The 20,626-nt window shown below is 61.7% G+C and carries 17 protein-coding genes; 11 read left to right on the forward strand and 6 right to left on the reverse strand.

Annotated elements, in window-relative coordinates; translation table 11 throughout:
* Positions 1–112 precede the first annotated feature (112 nt).
* The 3 genes from M5C01_RS24950 to M5C01_RS24960 all read right to left on the reverse strand — a co-directional run bounded on the left by M5C01_RS24950 (position 113) and on the right by M5C01_RS24960 (position 4,405).
* On the reverse strand, positions 113–2,698 hold the full coding sequence (locus M5C01_RS24950; protein ID WP_152741305.1) for a TonB-dependent receptor: 2,586 nt from the start codon (positions 2,696–2,698) through the stop codon (positions 113–115).
* A 118-nt stretch (positions 2,699–2,816) separates the two neighbouring features.
* Positions 2,817–3,722, reverse strand: coding sequence for a FecR domain-containing protein (locus M5C01_RS24955; protein WP_152741353.1), 906 nt, complete (start codon positions 3,720–3,722; stop codon positions 2,817–2,819).
* A gap of 164 nt (positions 3,723–3,886) precedes the next feature.
* Positions 3,887–4,405 (reverse strand): RNA polymerase sigma factor, encoded by a 519-nt coding sequence (locus M5C01_RS24960; RefSeq protein WP_178129965.1) that lies wholly within the window; start codon positions 4,403–4,405, stop codon positions 3,887–3,889.
* Positions 4,406–4,792: 387 nt separating this feature from the next.
* On the opposite strand from M5C01_RS24960, the gene M5C01_RS24965 reads away from it, so the two are divergent.
* Positions 4,793–5,122 carry a hypothetical protein gene (locus M5C01_RS24965; RefSeq protein WP_178129966.1) on the forward strand — a complete coding sequence of 110 codons (330 nt, stop codon included), beginning with the start codon at positions 4,793–4,795 and terminating at the stop codon, positions 5,120–5,122.
* 311 nt (positions 5,123–5,433) lie between these two features.
* Here the strand turns inward: M5C01_RS24965 and M5C01_RS24970 are convergent, their stop codons facing one another.
* On the reverse strand, positions 5,434–5,898 hold the full coding sequence (locus M5C01_RS24970) for a methylglyoxal synthase (RefSeq protein WP_100944170.1): 465 nt from the start codon (positions 5,896–5,898) through the stop codon (positions 5,434–5,436).
* 35 nt (positions 5,899–5,933) lie between these two features.
* The gene (gene gap, locus M5C01_RS24975; protein ID WP_103494206.1) at positions 5,934–6,935 is read right to left on the reverse strand and encodes a type I glyceraldehyde-3-phosphate dehydrogenase; all 1,002 of its coding nucleotides are present in this window, start codon (positions 6,933–6,935) and stop codon (positions 5,934–5,936) included.
* A 212-nt stretch (positions 6,936–7,147) separates the two neighbouring features.
* Here gap and edd point away from each other — a divergent pair, with 212 nt between their 5' ends.
* From edd to M5C01_RS24995, 4 genes are all read left to right on the forward strand, one after another.
* Complete coding sequence (gene edd, locus M5C01_RS24980; RefSeq protein ID WP_103494205.1) at positions 7,148–8,974, forward strand: phosphogluconate dehydratase; 1,827 nt, start codon at positions 7,148–7,150, stop codon at positions 8,972–8,974.
* A complete protein-coding gene (locus M5C01_RS24985; protein ID WP_103494204.1) occupies positions 8,971–9,930 on the forward strand; it encodes a glucokinase in 960 nt (319 codons plus the stop codon). Before edd ends, M5C01_RS24985 begins: the two co-directional genes overlap by 4 nt.
* Before the next feature lie 216 nt (positions 9,931–10,146).
* A complete protein-coding gene (locus M5C01_RS24990) occupies positions 10,147–10,878 on the forward strand; it encodes a response regulator transcription factor (RefSeq protein ID WP_100944075.1) in 732 nt (243 codons plus the stop codon).
* Complete coding sequence (locus M5C01_RS24995) at positions 10,868–12,328, forward strand: HAMP domain-containing sensor histidine kinase (protein WP_103498587.1); 1,461 nt, start codon at positions 10,868–10,870, stop codon at positions 12,326–12,328. Before M5C01_RS24990 ends, M5C01_RS24995 begins: the two co-directional genes overlap by 11 nt.
* Here M5C01_RS24995 and M5C01_RS25000 read toward each other — a convergent pair.
* The gene (locus tag M5C01_RS25000) at positions 12,297–12,941 is read right to left on the reverse strand and encodes an AP2/ERF family transcription factor (RefSeq protein WP_152741304.1); all 645 of its coding nucleotides are present in this window, start codon (positions 12,939–12,941) and stop codon (positions 12,297–12,299) included. The genes M5C01_RS24995 and M5C01_RS25000 overlap by 32 nt on opposite strands.
* A 303-nt stretch (positions 12,942–13,244) precedes the next feature.
* Here M5C01_RS25000 and M5C01_RS25005 point away from each other — a divergent pair, with 303 nt between their 5' ends.
* The 6 genes from M5C01_RS25005 to M5C01_RS25030 all read left to right on the forward strand — a co-directional run bounded on the left by M5C01_RS25005 (position 13,245) and on the right by M5C01_RS25030 (position 20,492).
* Positions 13,245–14,483, forward strand: coding sequence for an AGE family epimerase/isomerase (locus M5C01_RS25005; RefSeq protein ID WP_152741303.1), 1,239 nt, complete (start codon positions 13,245–13,247; stop codon positions 14,481–14,483).
* 150 nt (positions 14,484–14,633) lie between these two features.
* Positions 14,634–15,920, forward strand: coding sequence for an ABC transporter substrate-binding protein (locus tag M5C01_RS25010; protein ID WP_152741302.1), 1,287 nt, complete (start codon positions 14,634–14,636; stop codon positions 15,918–15,920).
* Positions 15,921–16,074: 154 nt separating this feature from the next.
* Positions 16,075–16,983 carry a sugar ABC transporter permease gene (locus tag M5C01_RS25015; protein ID WP_152741301.1) on the forward strand — a complete coding sequence of 303 codons (909 nt, stop codon included), beginning with the start codon at positions 16,075–16,077 and terminating at the stop codon, positions 16,981–16,983.
* The gene (locus M5C01_RS25020) at positions 16,976–17,821 is read left to right on the forward strand and encodes a carbohydrate ABC transporter permease (RefSeq protein ID WP_103498592.1); all 846 of its coding nucleotides are present in this window, start codon (positions 16,976–16,978) and stop codon (positions 17,819–17,821) included. The genes M5C01_RS25015 and M5C01_RS25020 overlap by 8 nt, the downstream gene beginning before the upstream one ends.
* Before the next feature lie 2 nt (positions 17,822–17,823).
* Complete coding sequence (gene ugpC / locus M5C01_RS25025) at positions 17,824–18,984, forward strand: sn-glycerol-3-phosphate ABC transporter ATP-binding protein UgpC (protein WP_152741300.1); 1,161 nt, start codon at positions 17,824–17,826, stop codon at positions 18,982–18,984.
* A gap of 161 nt (positions 18,985–19,145) precedes the next feature.
* The gene (locus M5C01_RS25030) at positions 19,146–20,492 is read left to right on the forward strand and encodes a carbohydrate porin (protein WP_152741299.1); all 1,347 of its coding nucleotides are present in this window, start codon (positions 19,146–19,148) and stop codon (positions 20,490–20,492) included.
* Positions 20,493–20,626: the final 134 nt, after the last annotated feature.

The following is a 20,626-nucleotide window of genomic DNA, read 5'->3' on the forward strand; positions in this document are numbered from 1 at the left end:
GCATGTCCTTGAGAATGAGAGGCACTGTCTGACGAGACGAATCAGAAGACGCGCGACAGTAAAAAAACTCACCCGGGCCCTGCAATATTCGGCCGGGTGAGTTGCGGTCCGGTCAGATATCCCAGACCAGGTTGACCGAGAAGTTGCGTCCCGGGGCGGTCAGGCGCTCGAGGTTGGCCGGGTTCAGCACACCGGCTTCGCCGACGCTGTCGTAGCCGCGTACGTCATCCCAGTTCCAGTACTTCTTGTCGGCCAGGTTGTAGAGACCGGCATTGACGGTGATGTCATGGCTGACCTTGTAGTAGCCGGTCAGGTCCAGCAGGCCGTAGCCCGGGGTCTTGAACTGCTCGCCCTTGCCGTCCGGGGAGAAGAAGTTGCTGCTGTCGACCAGGTTCTTGCGTTGCACCAGCGTCCAGCTCAACAGGCCGCCGTAGTTGTCCTGGTCGTAGCCCAGGCCCATGACGGCAGTGAGGGGGTTGACGCTGTTGAGCGGTTGCCCGGTGTCGTTGTTGCGGCCATAGGCATAGGCCACGGAAACCTTGCTATAGAGACCCTGCGGCGCACCGAAGGCATCCAGGTTGAGGCGACCCTTGAGTTCGGCACCCTTGATGGTGGCGTGCCGGATGTTGTTGGTCTGGAAGGTCAGCTCGCTGTAGCCGGGGGCGATGGCGTCTTCGTTGATGAAGTCGCGGTACTGGTTGTAGAACACCGCCAGGTCAAACGAGCCAGCGTCGAACTTGCCGCGCAGGCCGGTCTCGTAGCTCTTGCTCTTTTCCGGTTGCAGGTTCGGGTTCGGTGCGACCTGATAGCCGGTGCTCAGGTTCTGGAAGCGACCGTACAAGGCCTTGGCCGACGGGGTGCGGAAACCTTCGGCGTACTGGCCGTACCAGGTGTACTGGTCGCTCAGGGCGTAGGTCAGGCCGAACTTGGGCGAGACGCGATGCCAGGTCTTGTTGGAACCGTCGACGGCGCCGCCGCCCGCCGCGGCGATGGTGTTGAGGAACTCCTGGGTGATATGCGGCTTGAGCTGGGTGTAGTCATAGCGCAGGCCCGGCAGGAAGGTCCATTGGTTCCAACTGATCTGGTCCTGGGCGAACAGGCTGTAGCTGTCGATGGTCGGGTCGGGGAAGTCGCTGGATTTGACCAGTCGGTCGGACGGGCTGTCGGCGCCCACGGCGGTACAGCCCCGGCCCACGGCCAGGCAGACCCCGGAACCGCTACGGGAACCGGTGACCTCCTGTTGCTTGAGGGTGGTGCCATAGGTCAACAAGTGATCGGTCGCACCGATAGTGAAGGCCTTGTCGGCCTGGGCATCGAAGACCCATTGCTTCTCTTCATAGACCGTATCGCGGCTGCGCAGGACATTACGGGTGAACGGGAAGTAGTTTTCCAGGGTGCTCTGGTCGGTCTTCGCGATCTGGTAGTTCAGGCTCAACTTGAGATGATCGGCCACGGCGCTGTCCAGGCCGAAGCTGTTCTCGATGCCGAAGCGTTCACGGCTGATGGTGTCGTTGCCGGTGCGCGAGCGGTACATGCCCAGCGGCTGGCCGACGTTGAACGGGCCGCCGACGGCGCTGCGCTGGTTGGTATCGACTGAGTCCTTGTAGCGCTCATAGGTCAGGCCCAGGCGCGAGGTGTCGTTGTAGTTCCAGCCCAGTTTGGCCAACACGTTGGTGGCCCGGGCTTTCTCCGGGTTCGCGGCGGTGCGGTTCAGGCCGTTTCCGCCGGTATCGCCATAGGACTCGGTCTCACGCCCGTTGCGCTGGCTAAGGTGCAGCAAGCCGTCGAAGTCGCCGCTGCGTCCGGCGACGGTGCCGGAGGTCAGCCAACTGTTATCGGCCGAGCTGTAGCCGCTTTTCAGGCGGGCGCCGACGTCCTGGCCGGGCTTGATGATGTCCTCCGGGTCGAGGGTGTAGTAGCTCACGGCGCCGCCGATGGCGTTGCTGCCGTAGAGCACCGAGGCCGGGCCGCGGAGGATCTCCACGCGTTTGATGATTTCCGGGTCGACGTAATTGCGCTGGGTGTTGGCGTAGGGACCGTTGAAGAAACTGTCGGGAATTTCGACGCCGTCGACCTGGGTCAGGATCCGGTCGCCGTCGATGCCGCGAATGTTGTAGTTGCTGATGCCACCGCCACGCTGGCCGGTACCGCCGACCGAGACACCGGGTTCGTCACGCACCAGTTGCTTGAGGGTGTTGACGTTCTGGCGGTCGAGTTGCTGGCGGTCCTTCACCGTCACGGTGTTGGGCACCGCGTTGACGTCCTGCTCCTGGCGGGTGGCGCTGATGGTTACCTGCTCCAGGTTCAGGGTGCTGCCGCTGGCGCGTTTTTCCAGGACGATGCTGTTGTCGCCGACTTTGCGGTAGCTCAGGTTGGTGCCGACCAGCAGGCGTTCGAGGGCTTTTTCCGGCGGCAGCGCACCGCGTACGCCCGGCGAGGCCACGCCCTGGCCGAGTTCGGCGGGCAAGCCGACCTGCCAGCCGGTGATCGAGGTGAAGGCGTTGAGCGCCGAGACCAGGGGTTGTTGCGCGATCGAGAAACTGTAGTTGCCCAGGCTCCTGGCCGGTTGTTCGGCGCTACCGGCGGCCAGCACTGGCGTTACTTGTGCGCCGGCCAGCAGGACGGCGGCGGTCAGCAAGGACAAAGTGCATTGTTGCAGGCCGCCGGCGCGGGCCTTGGAGGTGAAACGAGTGGGCATCGATAGCGCTCCCGGGTGGACGAGTCGTTATAGGTGTTGCGTGATTCAAAGTGAGAATCAATCGCATTGGCTATAACGAGACGAATCACCTGGAGCTATCGAGTAAAAATAATTGTTCTCAGTTGAGAATCACCAGCGCGGGGTACTCCGAAACCTTGGCGGACGTGATCTGGGCCAGGGAGCGGACCACGTCCAGGGGCTTGTCCAGACGGTAGTTGCCGGTGACGGCGACCTGGGCCAGGTGCTCGTTGTTGTTGACGATCCAGCCGGGGTAATAGCGCCGCAGTTCGGCCAGGACCTGGCCCATGGGGCAGTTTTCGAACACCAGGCGGCCCTGGACCCAGGCCAGGTCCTTCTGCGCATCGAGTTTTTCCGGGCGGCCGAAGCCATGGGGCCCGACCTTTACGCTGTTGCCGGCGGAGAGACGCAGGCGGGCGCTGTCGTCGAGGGTGCGCAGGTCGACATCGCCGCGCTGGACCTGCACCTGCGCCTCGCCATCGAGGTAGCGCACGGCGAAGCTGGTATCGCTGACACTGGCGCGCACTGGTCCGGCATCGATTTCCAGAGGGTGTTCGCGCTCGGCGGCGACCTCGAAGAACGCCTCGCCCTTGTACAGCCGAGCCTTGTGTTGGCGGCCGCTGAAGTTGCTGGAGAACGCTGAATTGGTGTTGAGCAGGACTTTCGAGCCGTCCTCGAGTTGCAGATGCTGGCGTTCGCCGGCCACGGTCAGGTGATCGGCCTGCAGGCGCAGGGGCAGATTGCTGTAGCTGCCGATGGCGATCAGCAGCACGGCGGCGGTGGCCAGGGGTTTCCAGTGTGGGCGCAGGCGCCGCAGCAGTGACGGGCGCCGCCGTTGTTGCAGGACCTGGGCGGCGGCAAACACCGGCGGCGCGTTCCAGGCGCCGCTGGCGCGCGCATAGGCCTGGGCATGGCGCGGGTCGGCGGCCAGCCAGGTGTCGAAGGCGGCCTGCTGCTCGGCGCTCGGGCACTCCATCAGGATCAGCCAGTCCAGTGCCTGATCCATGGCTGCGTCATGGGGCACCGTCCCGGAGGGGCGCGGGTCTTGACTGTCTGTCACGGGTGTTCCTCGGCAACGTTTGCCACGGTTTGGTTCAACGATCTTATGGTTTTGCGTGATAGAGCTGTAGGACGTTTGAGCGGATTATCCACGCTATCGGGCAGCAGAGCTTAAGGGCGATCCAGGCGTTCGGCCACACCGACACAGATCGCCATGATCAGCTTGAGCTCTTTTTGCACGGTGCTCAGGGACACATCGAGCTCGTCGGCGATCGCCTGGTAGCTGTAGCCATGGAGGCGGCTGAGGATGAATATCTGCTGCTGGCGGGCACTCAACTGGCCGAGGCTGACGCTCAGGCGCTTGAGCATCTGCTCGGCGTGGATGGCGTCTTCCGCGGTGCTCAGGGGCGCGGCGACATTCTGCATGACGTCCAGCGGCACATCGTCCATCAGGGTGCGCGACTGGATACGTAGCGCGCGCAGATGATCCAGGGCCAGGTTGCGGGCGGTCTGGAAGACGAAGGGTTCGAGGTGATCCACCGGACGTTCGCTCAGGGCACGGGTAACCCGCAGGTAGGTTTCCTGCAGCAGGTCCTCGGCGGTGCTGGGATTGTTGACCATGCGCTGCAAGGTCCGCAGCAGCGTGACACGCTGGGCGAGGAAGACAGTGTTGAAGTGGGACTGACTCACGGAAGCACCGGACCGATTGCAAGCGAATGATAATGCTTATCATCTACCTTGTAGGTCAAGTCTTAATGTATTTCGCCGTTGGTGTCTTGCTCCTACAGAGTGGCTGAATGGATTTCGAAAATGTCTGATATTTCCTACTGTCTGCGGAGGTGGAAGAAGATTGCAGGTGCAAAAGGTGAGCGCTAGATTTGGTCGTCGCTGAAAATTCAGCGATACGGGGTTTGCAGCCCGGAGTTAAGCAAAGGCGCACAACGCCGCGAAAGCGGTTTAAGGAGCGTCACCGTGACAAAGAAAACCATCTCCGATTCGCTTCTCTCTCGTAAAGCACCCAGCACAGTCGACAAAGAGAAGTATCTTCGTAAAGTCTCTGATGATCCTTCAACGGAGATCGAACCGGTTCCGGCAAACACGCCTCGTTTGCTCGATACCCTCGCGTTCACCTGCTCCAAACCCGTCATCCCCGAAGCCCCGCACAAGCCGACGCTGTTTGCCATCCAACCGGGCGTCAATGCCCAGGATGCGCTGATCTATGTTTCGAATCTGCTCGAAACGGCGGAGCTCAATGGCGACGAAATCAGCCTGCATATCAACCCCGTCGAGCGGGCGTTGTTCTGGGGCATGCTGCATTCGGTGGAAGTGGCGCGTGCGGTGGTGGATGCGCTGCTGGAAGGTTCGCGTGCAACTGATCCCGGGTCACCTTCGTTGGGCGGTCGATAGGCGAAATCGGAAAAGTCCGCAAAGGTGCAATGTTGTCCACCCGATGGGGCGGTTGAAGGCAGTCCCAGTGGGAGCGGAGCTTGTCGGATCGCCGCACCGCCGAGAAGCTTTTGGCGTTCTCACGGGCCCCTTCGCGGGCAAGCCCTGCTCCTACAGTTTTGTGTCATGTACAAAATTGCGGCACGACGACGCACTGTAGGAGCAGGGCTTGCCCGCGAAGCTTTTGACGATCTCACGGGCGCCCTCGCTACGATGGGGTGTCCCGGCAAGCCAGGTTCCACAACGGATCGTGTTTAGTCTGCTGACCGACGTTAACGCCGTGCCGCCAGATACGCCTCATAGTCCGGCACCCGATACTCATGGGCCTGTTCCATCATCGGGCTGCTGAGCAGGTAATCGGCGGTGCACTCATTACAGGCCACGGGAATATTCCACACCGCCGCGACCCGCAACAAAGCCTTGATATCCGGATCATGGGGCTGCGGCTCGAACGGATCCCAGAAGAACACCAGCATGTCCACCCGCTGCTCGGCGATGCGGGCACCCAGTTGCTGGTCGCCGCCCAATGGGCCGCTGATCATGCTTTCCACCGCCAACCCCAGGCGCTTGTTCAGCAACAACCCCGTGGTGCCCGTGGCCACCAGTTCATGCTGGGCCAGACGATCTTTCTGGCGCTCGGCCCAGTCCAGCAAAAACACCTTGCAATGGTCGTGGGCCACCAGGGCGATACGCTTGCGCGCCGCCATGGTGGCCTGGGTAAAGCTGATCCCTATCATCGGTTCCTGCTCCACGCCTGTTCCTCGTTCCGCATTTACTCGGCGTTGCACAGCGCCAGGCAGTTATCCAGCATGCGGTTGGAGAAACCCCACTCGTTGTCGTACCAGGCCAGGACCTTGAGCAGTTTGCCGCTGGCCTTGGTGTGGTTGGCGTCGAAGATCGACGACAGCGGGTTGTGGTTGAAGTCGCTGGAAACCAGCGGCAGGGTGTTGTAACCCAGGATCTTCGAGTGCTGGCTGGCTTCCTTGAGCAGGGCGTTGACTTCTTCCGCCGTGGCCTCGCGCTTGAGCTGCACGGTCAGGTCCACCAGGGACACATTGATCACCGGCACACGCACGGCCATGCCGGTCAGCTTGCCCGCCAGTTCCGGCAGCACCAGGCCTACCGCTTCGGCGGCGCCGGTCTTGCTCGGGATCATGTTCTGGGTCGCCGAACGCGCGCGGTACGGGTCGGTGTGGTAGACGTCGGTCAGGTTCTGGTCGTTGGTGTAGGCATGGATGGTGGTCATCAGGCCACTTTCGATACCCAACTCGCGGTGCAGCACCTGGGCCACCGGGGCCAGGCAGTTGGTGGTGCACGATGCGTTGGAAATGATCTGGTGCGATTGGCGCAGGATGTCATGGTTGACCCCGTACACCACGGTGGCATCGGCGCCTTTGGCCGGTGCGGAAATAATCACTTTGCGGGCGCCGGCGGTCAGGTGCGCGGCGGCCTTGGCACGGTCGGTGAACAGACCGGTGCATTCAAAAACCACGTCGATCTTCTCGGCGGCCCAGGGCAGTTCGGCCGGATTGCGGATCGCGCTGACCGAAATACGGTCACCGTTGACGGTCAGGCTTTCATTGTCGTGTTCTACGCTGGCATCAAAGGTGCCGTGAACCGTGTCGTACTTGAGCAGGTGAGCATTGATGGCGCTGTCGCCCAGGTCGTTGATGGCGACGACCTGCAGGTCCTGGCGGTAACCTTGGGTATAGAGTGCACGCAGGACGTTGCGGCCGATGCGGCCAAAACCGTTGATTGCGATTCGTAGAGTCATTTAGGGAAGCGCCTGTCATAGTTTTGTTGTTGGAATTACAAGATTATTCGCATAAAAATAGAAAACAAGCCTTTTTAGTGGCAATATTTTGTTTTATCTACAACGAGTGACCTGAATCAACAGGTCCAGATGATTGAAAAGCCCCGCCGTACGAGGCTTTCGGTCAGCTTGGAACCACAGGTCGCCACATCCGTTAGCCTGGAGTTCTACACATGCATCCCCGCGTTCTTGAGGTCACCGAACGGCTTGTCGCCCGTAGCCAAGCCACTCGCCAGGCGTATCTGGCACTGATTCGCGGTGCCGCCAGTGACGGCCCGATGCGCGGCAAGCTGCAATGCGCGAACTTTGCCCACGGCGTGGCCGGGTGTGGCACCGACGACAAGCAGAACCTGCGCCTGATGAACGCCGCCAACGTGGCGATCGTTTCTTCCTATAACGACATGCTCTCCGCCCACCAGCCCTACGAAACCTATCCGCAACAGATCAAGCAGGCCCTGCGCGAGATCGGTTCGGTCGGCCAGTTCGCCGGTGGCGTGCCAGCCATGTGCGATGGCGTGACCCAGGGCGAGCCGGGCATGGAGCTGGGCATTGCCAGCCGCGAAGTGATCGCGTTGTCCACCGCCGTGGCCCTGTCCCACAACATGTTCGACGCGGCGATGATGCTCGGCATCTGCGACAAGATCGTGCCCGGCCTGTTGATGGGCGCCCTGCGCTTCGGTCATCTGCCGACCATCTTCGTGCCCGGCGGGCCGATGGTCTCGGGGATTTCCAACAAGGAAAAAGCCGATGTGCGCCAGCGTTATGCCGAAGGCAAGGCCAGCCGCGAGGAGCTGCTGGAGTCGGAGATGAAGTCCTACCACAGCCCCGGCACCTGCACCTTCTACGGCACCGCCAACACCAACCAGTTGCTGATGGAAGTCATGGGCCTGCACCTGCCGGGCTCGTCCTTCGTCAACCCGAATACCCCGCTGCGTGATGCCCTGACCCGCGAAGCGGCGCACCAGATCACCCGCCTGACCAAACAGAGCGGCAGCTTCATGCCCCTGGGTGAGATTGTAGACGAGCGTTCGCTGGTCAACTCCATCGTTGCCCTGCACGCCACCGGCGGTTCCACCAACCACACCCTGCACATGCCGGCGATTGCCCAGGCGGCCGGTATCCAACTGACCTGGCAGGACATGGCCGACCTCTCCGAAGTGGTGCCGACCCTGTCCCACGTCTATCCGAACGGCAAGGCCGATATCAACCACTTCCAGGCGGCGGGCGGCATGGCCTTCCTGATCCGCGAACTGCTGGAAGCCGGCCTGTTGCACGAAGATGTGAATACCGTCGCCGGCCACGGCCTGAGCCGCTACACCCAGGAGCCGTTCCTGCAGGACGGTGAACTGGTATGGCGCGACGGCCCGATCGAAAGCCTCGATGAAACCATCCTGCGCCCCGTGGCCCGTGCCTTCTCCCCTGAAGGTGGCCTGCGGGTGATGGAAGGCAACCTCGGACGTGGTGTGATGAAAGTCTCCGCCGTGGCCCTGGAACACCAGATCGTCGAGGCACCGGCGGTGGTGTTCGAGGACCAGCAGGACCTGGCAGACGCGTTCAAGGCCGGCTTGCTGGAGAAGGACTTTGTCGCGGTGATGCGCTTCCAGGGGCCGCGTTCCAATGGCATGCCGGAGTTGCACAAAATGACGCCGTTCCTCGGCGTATTGCAGGACCGTGGCTTCAAGGTCGCGCTGGTCACCGACGGGCGGATGTCCGGGGCCTCGGGCAAGATTCCGGCGGCCATCCATGTCTGCCCCGAAGCCCATGTGGGTGGGGCGCTGGCGCGGGTCCGCGATGGCGACGTGATCCGCGTGGACGGGGTCAAGGGCACCTTGCGGGTGCTGGTGGACGACACCGAATTCGCCGCGCGCGCGCCTGCGATCGGCTCGTTGGGTAATAATATCGGCTGTGGCCGGGAACTCTTCGGCTTCATGCGCATGGCCTTCAGCTCGGCGGAGCAGGGCGCCAGTGCGTTCACTTCGGCCCTGGAGCACCTTGAATGAAGTTGGCGTTGGTAGGCGACATTGGCGGGACCAATGCGCGGTTCGCGTTGTGGAAGGACAATGCCCTGGATGAAGTGAAGGTCCTGGCGACCGTCGATCACAGCAGCCCCGAGGAGGCCATCAAGGTCTACCTCGACGGCCTGGGCCTGGCGCTGGGATCGGTCGGCGCCGTGTGCCTGTCGGTGGCCGGCCCGGTGGGCGGCGACGAGTTTCGTTTCACCAATAACCACTGGCGGCTGAGCCGTCGGGCGTTCTGCGAAACCTTGCAGGTCGACGAGCTGTTGCTGGTCAACGACTTTTCGGCCATGGCCCTGGGCATGACCCGCCTGGAGCCGGGTGACTACCGCGTGGTCTGCGAAGGCACGCCGGAGCCGTTGCGTCCGGCAGTGGTGATCGGCCCTGGCACCGGGCTCGGTGTCGGCACCCTGCTGCACTTGGGCGAGCAGCACTTCATGGCCTTGCCGGGGGAGGGCGGGCATGTCGACCTGCCCCTGAGCAGCGTGCGTGAAACCCAGCTTTGGCAGCATATCCACAGTGAAATCGGCCATGTCAGCGCCGAGACTGCCTTGAGTGGTGGCGGTTTGCCGCGGGTGTACCGGGCGATCTGCGCGGTGGACGGGCATGTGCCTGTGCTGGAAACTCCGGAGTCGATTACCGCTGCCGGCCTGGCCGGCGATCCGATTGCCCGGGAAGTGCTGGAGCAGTTCAGCTGCTGGCTGGGTCGGGTGGCCGGCAACAACGTGCTGACCACGGGCGCGCGCGGTGGGGTGTATATCGTCGGTGGGGTGATCCCACGGTTTGCCGACTTTTTCATCAACAGCGGTTTTGCTCGGAGCTTTGCTGACAAAGGCTGCATGAGCGATTACTTCAAGGGGATCCCGGTGTGGCTGGTGACGGCCCCGTATTCCGGGCTGATTGGCGCGGGGGTGGCGTTGCAGCAGGCTTTCGCGCACTGATCCCGTTACGTGGCGCGTTCTTCGCGGGCAAGCCCTGCTCCTACCGTACGTCGTCGTACCTAGATTTTGTACACGACATCAAACTGTAGGAGCAGGGCTTGTCGGATCGCCGCACCGCCGCGAAAGCGTCCGGCCAGGCAACACATGCTTCACGGCTTAATCGATTAAGGCATAATCCGCATTTCAGTCCTCCCCACAACAACAAGGACGATTTCCGTGAGCGTATTCAGTAAGTCCATTCTCCTGGTCGACGACGATCAGGAAATCCGTGAATTGCTGGACACCTACCTCAGCCGTGCCGGTTTCCAGGTGCGCACCGTCGGCGATGGCGCGGGCTTTCGCCAGGCCCTCAACGATGCCCACAGCGATCTGGTGATCCTTGACGTCATGCTGCCCGACGAAGATGGTTTCAGTCTCTGCCGCTGGGTCCGCCAACACCCGCGCCAGGCCCAAGTGCCGATCATCATGCTCACCGCCAGCTCCGACGAGACCGACCGGGTCATCGGCCTGGAACTGGGGGCCGACGATTACCTGGGCAAACCCTTCAGCCCACGGGAACTGCAGGCGCGGATCAAGGCCCTGTTGCGCCGCGCGCAGTTCGGCCAGGAGCGCAACGGCAGCGAGGTGCTGGCCTTCGATGACTGGCGCCTGGACACGGTCAGCCACCGGCTGTTCCACACCGACGGCGAAGAAGTGATTCTCTCCGGTGCCGACTTCGCCCTGCTCAAGCTGTTCCTCGATCACCCCCAGGAAATCCTCGACCGTGACACCATTGGCAATGCCACCCGTGGGCGTGACCTGATGCCCCTGGACCGGATCGTCGACATGGCGGTCAGCCGCCTGCGCCAACGCCTGCGCGACACCGACAAGCCGCCGCGACTGATCCGCACCGTGCGCGGCAGCGGCTATCAGTTGGCGGCCAATGTCACCGCGGCCAATGCCCTCTGAGCTGCGCCGGCGCCTGCCGGTTCCGCGCTCGCTGCTGGGGCGCATGTTGCTGCTGACCCTGTTGGCGGTGCTGATCGCCCAGACGCTGTCCAGCGTGATCTGGCTTTCGCAGTTGCGCGCGACGCAGCTCGAAGGCCTGGTCACCAGCGCCCGCAGCCTGGCCCATTCGATGACCGCCAGTGTCAGTTACCTGCGCTCGCTGCCGCTGGCCTATCGCCCGCTGGTGCTTGATCAATTGCGCAGCATGGGTGGTACGCGGTTTGTCGTGACCCTCAATGACAAGCCCCTGGATATGCGCCTGCTGCCGGCCACGCCGCGCAAGACCGCGGTGCTCGACGCCGTGCACGAGGTGCTGCGCCAGGCGCTGGGCAACGAGGTGGATATCTCGGTGCAATTCGTCAGCCCCGACGACCTGCGGATTTTCAACGGTGGCCTGAAGCTCGACGAGCTGCCGCGTTCCTGGGCCCACTACGCGCTGACCCTGGAACCGGTCAATCCGCCGGTGCTGGTGACGCAGATCCAGATGTCCCCCGGCGAATGGCTGTATATCGCCTCCCTGCTGCCCGAGCCCTACACCAGCCTGGAAGAGGAAGGCCTGCCGTCCCAGCAGGTGTGGTTTATCGTCCTGACCAGTGGCTTTCTGCTGTTATTTATCGGCCTGCTGGTGCACTGGCAGAGCCGTCCCCTCAAACGCCTGGCGCGGGCCGCGCGGGACATGTCCCTCGGCGATGCGCAGGTACGGCCGGTGGCAGAAGGCGGTGGCAGCGAAGTGGTGGAGGTGGGCCGGGCGTTCAACGCCATGCGTGAGCGTATCAGCCGTTACCTGACCGAACGCAGCCAGTTGTTCAGCGCCATCTCCCACGATCTGCGCACCCCCATCACCCGCCTGCGCCTGCGGGTCGAGCTGCTGGAGGACGAGAAGCTGCAGTACAAGTTCGGTCGCGACCTCGACGAGCTGGAGATGCTGGTCAAGGGGGCGCTGCAATGCGTGAAGGACACCGATATCCACGAGAACATCGAGCCGGTGGACCTCAACCACGCCCTCGATTGCCTGATCGAACCCTACCTGCCACCCAACGGCAACGGTCGGGTCTCGCTGGACGGTCGCGCCCACGGGGCCTTTCCCGGCAAACCGCTGGCGCTACGACGTTGCATGGGCAACCTGATCGACAACGCCCTCAAGTATGGTGACAAAGCCCACCTGCATATCGAAGACGACGACGAAGCCTTTGTGCTGCACGTCGATGACGAAGGGCCAGGGGTGCCCGAGCAGCGCCTGGAGCAGGTGTTCGAGCCGCACTTTCGCTTGTCCGGCCAGCAACAGGGCTACGGCCTCGGGCTGGGCATCGCGCGCAATATCGCCCACAGCCATGGCGGTGAAGTGAGCTTGCAGAACCTGCGCGACGGCGGGTTGCGGGTTACTTTGTACTTGCCGCGAAATGCCGACTGATCGACAGGAGCGCCTGTTCCGCACTGATATTCAGTGCCGGCTCGAGCGGGTCCGGCGGAAGGATATCGGCTGAGGCCCGCACCTCCCGCGGTCGCGCCATGGCCGCGCGGATGCGGTGCTCGCGCACGCGGTTGTTGCTCTGGCTGAAGTAGCGTTGCAAGGCTTCCATCGCCTGTTCATAGGGCTCGTTGCACAACGCCAGTTGCCGTTCACGCTCACGCAACGCCAAGCGCTTGGCCTGCTCCTCGCCGTGGCGACGCACACTGAAACTGCGGCTCAGGCAATAGCCATGAATCCGCGTGCTGGCCCGCCAGTAGCCGGTGTTGTTGGTCTCGACCCGGATCACTCCGGGATGTCCGCTGGTGTTATGAGGCATCAGGCGCTGACGCTCTGCATAGCTTTGCGAAGGCTGCATTTTCAGCACCAGGGCATTGCGGTAGGACTCGGCCATGCACCGGGCCGGTTCCTCGCCACCACACTCGGCGAAGCTGAAAACACCGCCCAATTGGGCGCCGCCACGCATGACCTCGACCCTCCAGGCACACAGACCTTGTCCGTTGTAGACCGGGAAAATGCAGCATTGGCGGGGGTTGCGCAGGTGGGGGGCAACCATGGATCACACCTCCTTGGGGGCGCTTGACCGGCGCACCTGAAATGAAGAAGTGCAGCAGATTCGCCGAAGTAAAGGAGTGCTTCAATGTGGGAAAAGACGTTAGGGATCGCTCCTACATTGGAAAGGGAAACGACTTATTCAGCAATTTTCCTACCTCGCAGAGTCTGGGGCCGAAGGGACCTTCTCTGTTTTTTGTCACTGTCTGGTGACATTTGCGCGGGGCTTCGTGACCTGGCAGCGAAGAATGGCTGGCTAGAATCGCCGGACAATCGTTTGGCTCCTAACAACAAGAAAGGTACTCCGATGGACACCCTTGAACTGCCGTTCAGCAGTTGGCTCAATGCCCCGGCTCATCGTGCCTGGTTGTTGGCCGAAGGCCGGCGGCTGCTGGCGTTTGCCAAGGCTTCGCGCCTGGCCGAAGGCTTCGGCAATCTCGACGAGCACGGGCAACTGGCGGACGATGCCATGGCCGAAACCATGAACACCGCGCGCATGACCCACAGTTTCGCCATGGCTCATCTCCAGGGGATTCCCGGTTGCCTGGGGTTGGTCGATCACGGTGTCGCCGCCCTCTGGGGGCCGTTGCGCGATGCCAGCCACGGTGGTTGGTATGCGGTCCCCGATCACCGCGACGGCAACAGCGGCAAGGCTGCCTACCTGCACGCCTTTGTGGCCCTGGCCGCGAGTTCCGCGGTGGTTGCCGGCAGTGCCGATGCCCCGCGCCTGCTGGCCGAAGCGATCCGGGTGCTCGAGACGCATTTCTGGAACGAGGAGGAGGGCACCCTGCGCGAATCCTTCACCCGCGATTGGCAACAGGAAGAAGCCTATCGCGGTGCCAACAGCAATATGCACGGCACCGAGGCCTTTCTCGCCCTGGCCGATGTCACCGGTGACAGTCGCTGGCTGGATCGCGCGCTACGCATCGTCGAGCGGGTGATCCACCAGCACGCCGTGGCCAACGATTTCATGGTCATCGAACACTTCGACCGCCAGTGGCAACCCCTGCGCGAGTACAACCACGACAACCCGGCGGACGGCTTTCGCCCTTATGGCACCACGCCCGGTCACGGCTTCGAGTGGGCGCGGCTGGTCCTGCACCTGGAGGCCGCGCGCCGCCAGGCCGGCTTGTTCACCCCCGATTGGTTGTTGAACGACGCCCGCGGTTTGTTTGACAGCGCCTGCCGCCATGGCTGGCACGCTGATGGCGCGGCGGGCATCGTCTACACGCTGGACTGGGCCAACCGCCCGGTGGTCCGTCAGCGCTTGCACTGGACCCATGCCGAAGCCAGCGCCACGGCCGCCGCCTTGCTCCGGCGCACCGGCGAGGCGCAGTACGAAACCTGGTATCGACGCTTCTGGGATTTTATCGATGTGCACTTCATCGACCTGGAACTGGGCAGCTGGCATCACGAACTGGATGAGCACAATCGACCCGATGCCAAGATCTGGGGCGGCAAACCCGACCTCTATCATGCCTTTCAAGCGGTGCTGCTTCCGGGGCTGCCACTCGCCCCGAGCCTCGCGAGCGCTCTGGCCCGGTAATCCTGGGCTGATAACGGCAACGAAATTTATGTAACCATGCAGTGACATTTGCACGTCCCTTCGTTACCTGCGAAGGGCCTTGCCTTGACTAGAATCCCATGCAGCGCAAGCACCAGACTTGCATGCATAACAACAAGAAAGGTACTACAGATGAATTCGATTTCCCGCCTCGCCGCCGTCGTTTCTCTCGCCTCGTTGTTTCCTCTCAGTGCATTGGCCGCCGAATCCAAAGGAACGGTGGAAGTGGTTCATTGGTGGACTTCCGGTGGTGAAAAGGCCGCGGTCGATGTCCTCAAGGCCCAAGTTGAAAAAGACGGCTTTATTTGGAAAGACGGTGCGGTAGCCGGCGGCGGCGGTTCCACTGCCATGACCGTGCTCAAGAGTCGCGCCGTAGCCGGCAACCCACCGGGTGTCGCGCAGATCAAAGGTCCGGATATCCAGGAATGGGCGTCCACCGGGCTGCTCGACACTGACGTTCTGAAGGGTGTTGCCAAAGAACAGAAATGGGACAGCCTGCTCGACAAGAAAGTCTCCGATACCGTGAAGTACAACGGTGATTACGTGGCCGTGCCGGTGAATATCCACCGCGTCAACTGGCTGTGGATCAACCCGGCGGTCTTCAAGAAAGCCGGCATCGAAAAAGCACCGACCACCCTCGAGGAATTCTACGCCGCCGGCGACAAGCTCAAGGCCGCGGGTTTCATCCCGCTCGCCCACGGTGGCCAGCCTTGGCAGGACAGCACCGTGTTCGAAGCGGTGGTGTTGTCGGTCATGGGCGTCGATGGCTACAAGAAAGCCCTGGTCGACCTGGACAATGCTGAGCTGACCGGTCCTGGAATGGTCAAGGCGCTGACCGAACTGAAGAAAGTCGCGACCTACATGGACCAGGACGGCAAAGGCCAGGACTGGAACCTGGAAGCGGCCAAGGTCATCAACGGCAAGGCCGGCATGCAGATCATGGGTGACTGGGCCAAGAGCGAGTGGACGGCGGCCAAGAAAGTCGCTGGCAAGGACTACGAATGCGTAGCCTTCCCGGGCACTGACAAAGCCTTCACCTACAACATCGACTCCCTGGCGGTGTTCAAGCAGAAAGACAAGGGCACCGCGGCGGGCCAGCAGGACATCGCCAAGGTTGCCCTGGGTGAAAACTTCCAGAAAGTCTTCAGCATCAATAAAGGCTCGATCCCGGTTCGCAACGACATGCTCCACGAAATGGACAAGCTCGGTTTCGACGAGTGCGCCCAGAAGTCGGCCAAGGACTTCCTGGACGATGCCAAGACCGGCGGTCTGCAACCAAGCATGGCGCACAACATGGCGACCACGCTGGCCGTACAGGGTGCGTTCTTTGATGTCGTGACCAACTACATCAACGACCCGAAAGCCGATCCAGCCGATGCCGCCAAGAAACTCGGCGCGGCGGTCAAGTCCGCCAAGTAGTTTCAGCACCGCAGGTTCCCTTGCAGGAGCCGGCTTGCTGGCGATTTTTATCTGACAGTCAACATCGTCGTTGGATGAGCAATCGCCATCGCCAGCAAGCCGGCTCCTGCAGAGGATCTGCATGTAGTCCCTTTTCCCTGTAGTGGATTTTCCCATGAGTTCTGTTGCTGTGTTCAGCAAAGCCTCGCCGTTCGATGCATTGCAGCGCTGGCTACCCAAACTGGTGCTGGCGCCCAGCATGTTCATCGTCCTGGTGGGCTTTTATGGCTATATCCTGTGGACGTTCGTACTGTCGTTCACCAACTCGACTTTCCTGCCGTCCTACAAATGGGTCGGCCTGGCGCAATATGTGCGGTTGTTCGACAACGACCGCTGGTGGGTGGCGAGCAAGAACCTGGCGCTGTTCGGCGGCTTGTTCATCGGTGTCACCCTGGTGATCGGCGTGCTGCTGGCGGTGTTCCTCGACCAGCGCATCCGGCGCGAAGGTTTTATCCGCACCATTTACCTGTACCCGATGGCGCTCTCGATGATCGTCACCGGTACCGCCTGGAAATGGCTGCTCAACCCGGGCATGGGCCTGGACAAACTGTTGCGTGACTGGGGCTGGGAAGGCTTCCGCCTGGACTGGCTGATCGACCCCGATCGCGTGGTTTATTGCCTGGTGATCGCAGCGGTCTGGCAAGCCTCGGGGTTCATCATGGCGATGTTCCTGGCCGGCCTGCGCGGTGTCGATCAATCGATCATCCGTGCCGCCCAGATCGATGGCGCGAGCCTGCCGAGGATCTACTGGAAAGTGGTGCTGCCCAGCCTGCGTCCGGTGTTCTTCAGTGCGGTGATGATCCTGGCGCACATCGCGATCAAGAGCTTCGACCTGGTGGCGGCGATGACCGCCGGTGGCCCGGGCTACTCGTCCGACCTGCCTGCCATGTTCATGTATTCCTTCACCTTCAGTCGCGGCCAGATGGGCATGGGCTCGGCCAGTGCGATTCTGATGCTCGGTGCGATTCTCGCGATCATCGTGCCTTACCTGTACTCCGAGCTGAGGACCAAGCGTAATGACTAGTCTCGCCCACAAACCGGCGATCAGCCTGAGCCGCATCGCCATCTACGCGGTGCTGATCCTCGCCGTGCTGCTCTATCTGGTACCGCTGGTGGTCATGCTGTTGACCAGCTTCAAATCACCGGAAGACATCAGCACCGGCAACCTGCTGAGCTGGCCGACGGTGATTACCGATATCGGCTGGGTCAAGGCCTGGGCCACGGTCAACGGCTACTTCTGGAACTCGATCAAGATCACCGTTCCGGCGGTACTGATCTCCACGGCCATCGGTGCGTTGAACGGCTATGTGCTGTCGATGTGGCGCTTTCGCGGTTCGCAGTTGTTCTTCGGTCTGTTGCTGTTCGGCTGCTTCCTGCCGTTCCAGACCGTGCTGCTGCCGGCCTCGTTCACCCTCGGCAAGATGGGCCTGGCCAGTACCACCACGGGCCTGGTGTTCGTGCACATCGTTTATGGCCTGGCGTTCACCACGCTGTTCTTCCGTAACTACTACGTGAGCATTCCCGATGCGCTGGTGAAGGCGGCACGCCTGGATGGCGCGGGTTTCTTCACCATCTTCCGGATGATCATCCTGCCGATGTCGACCCCGATCATCATGGTCTGCCTGATCTGGCAGTTCACCCAGATCTGGAACGACTTCCTCTTCGGCGTGGTGTTCTCCAGTGGTGATTCGCAGCCCATCACGGTGGCGCTGAACAACCTGGTCAACACCAGTACCGGGGTCAAGGAATACAACGTTGATATGGCAGCGGCGATGATCGCCGGGCTGCCGACCCTGCTGGTCTATGTGGTCGCAGGCAAGTATTTCGTGCGCGGGCTGACGGCCGGCGCAGTCAAGGGGTAATCATGGCAACGCTCGAACTTCGCAATGTAAACAAGACCTACGGCGCCGGTTTGCCGGACACCCTGAAGAACATCGAACTGTCGATCTCGGACGGTGAGTTCCTGATCCTGGTCGGGCCTTCGGGCTGTGGCAAGTCGACGCTGATGAACTGTATCGCCGGCCTGGAGAACATCACCGGCGGCGCGATCATGATCGGCGACCAGGACGTCAGCGGCATGAGCCCGAAGGATCGCGACATCGCCATGGTGTTCCAGTCCTATGCGCTGTACCCGACCATGAGCGTGCGCGAGAACATCGAGTTCGGCTTGAAAATCCGCAAGATGGCCCAGTCGGCCATCGACGAGGAGGTCGCGCGGGTCGCCAAGCTGCTGCAGATCGAACACTTGCTCAACCGCAAGCCCGGCCAGTTGTCCGGTGGTCAGCAACAGCGTGTAGCCATGGGCCGTGCCCTGGCGCGGCGGCCGAAGATCTACCTGTTCGACGAACCGCTGTCCAACCTCGACGCCAAGCTGCGGGTCGAGATGCGCACCGAAATGAAACTGATGCACCAGCGCCTGAAAACCACCACGGTCTACGTGACCCACGACCAGATCGAAGCCATGACCCTGGGCGACAAGGTGGCGGTGATGAAGGACGGCATCATCCAGCAGTTCGGCACGCCGAAGCAGATCTACAACGACCCGGCCAACCTGTTTGTCGCCAGCTTTATCGGTTCGCCGCCGATGAACTTCATCCCCCTGCGCCTGCAACGCAAGGATGGTCGCCTGCTGGCTCTGCTCGACAGCGGCCAGGCCCGTTGCGAGCTGCCGCTGGGGGTGACCGATGCCGGTCTTGAAGACCGCGAAATCATCCTTGGCATGCGCCCGGAACAGATCAGCCTGATGCAGGGCGAGCCCAATGGCTTGCCGAGCATTCGTGCCGAAGTGCAGGTGACCGAGCCGACCGGTCCGGACACCCTGGTGTTCGTCAACCTCAACGGGACCAAGGTCTGCTGCCGACTGGCACCGGACGTGGCGCCGCAGGTGGGTGAAACCCTGACCCTGCAATTCGATCCGGCCAAGGTGTTGTTGTTCGACGCCCAGACCGGTGAACGCCTGGGCGTGGTGGCCAAGCCGCAAGTCCAGGTGCATAGCGACAATGTGGCGCAATTCAAGGGCCGCTGACTGTGAAGAAGGGGCTTGCTCCCGAGGGTCGCGAAGCGGCCCTCAAACCTGAGGCCGGGATGTATCAGGAAAAGCGTCTGCCAAAGAGATTTGACGCATTACAGACGATGTAAACCACGTTCGATAAAAACCGTTAATAACAATAAGACGAGGATGTAGGGATGAAAAAGAAAAACACCAATGCCCGCCTGTTCTGCCAATTGTCGGCGGCGGCAACACTGGTCCTGGCTGGCCACGCAATGGCGGACGATGCGTTCAGCGCCAATTCCAAATGGATGACCGGTGACTGGGGCGGAGAGCGCACCAAGCTGATCGAAGAAGGCATCGACATCAAGATGGATTATGTCGGTGAGGTCGGTAGCAACCTGCATGGCGGCTACAACAACGACCATACCTCGCGTTACGCCGACCAGTTTGGTCTGGGCGTGGCGTTGGATCTGCAAAAGCTGTGGGGCTGGGATAACACCCAGGCCAAGATCCAGCTCACCAACCGTAACGGTGAGAACATCTCCAATGATCGCATCGGCGACCCACGCGCCGGCACCTTGAGCTCCTCCCAGGAAGTCGACGGTCGCGGCCATATGGTTCGTCTGACCCAGTTCTGGATCCAGCACCAGATGTTCGACAACAAGCTGGATGTGAAACTCGGTTACTTCGGTGAAGGCGAAGACTTCAACACCTTCCCGTGCGACTTCCAGAACCTGTCGTTCTGTGGCTCCCAGGTGGGTAACTATGTCAACACCTGGTACAACTGGCCCGTCGCCCAGGCTGCTATTCGCGTGAAGTACAACATCACGCCTGAGCTGTATGCGCAAATCGGTGCGTACAACCAGAACCCGTCGCAGTTGGAACACGGTAACGGCTTCAAGCTCAGCGGCAGCGGCACCAAGGGCACCGTCCTGCCGGTCGAACTGGTCTGGTCGCCGAAGGTCAACGACCTGCCGGGCGAATACCGTGTCGGTTACTACAAAAGCGCGGCTCCGGCTAATGACGTGCTCCGGGACAACAATGGTGGGGACGCTGCAACGAGCGGCCTGCCTTATCGTGTCCACAACAGCAAGCACGGTTACTGGTTCGTGGCGCAGCAGCAACTCACCAGCCACAACGGCGACGCTTCACGCGGTCTGAATATCGCGGCGAACGCGACCTTCCACGACAAGGCCACCAACCTCGTCGACAACTACCAGTCGGTGATGTTCGTGTACAAAGGGCCGTTCGATGCGCGTCCGAAGGATGACGTCGGGATCGGTTTCGCCCGTATCCATGTCAACCAGGACGTGAGGGAAAACGCCGAGTTGGAAAACGCCGCCAATAACGTCAGCGACTACAACAACCCGCTGTACTCGCCACTGCGCGACACCGAGTTCAACACCGAAATCAACTACGGCTTCCACGTCACCAACTGGTTGACCGTACGTCCCAACCTGCAATACGTCACCCACCCGGGTGGTGTGAATCAAGTCGACAACGCTGTGGTTGCCGGCCTGAAAATTCAGTCGGTCTTCTAAGGCTTCGACTGATAAGCTCTCTCTCTATGTGCGCATCTTGCGGATGGTCCACCAGACCGTCCGCTTTTTTTTGCCGCACACTGTAGGAGCGAGCTTGCTCGCGATGAATGCAAGGGTACCGCGTGTCTCCAGTT

This window comes from Pseudomonas sp. MWU12-2319, assembly GCF_023242525.1.
Lineage (GTDB): Bacteria > Pseudomonadota > Gammaproteobacteria > Pseudomonadales > Pseudomonadaceae > Aquipseudomonas > Aquipseudomonas gingeri_D.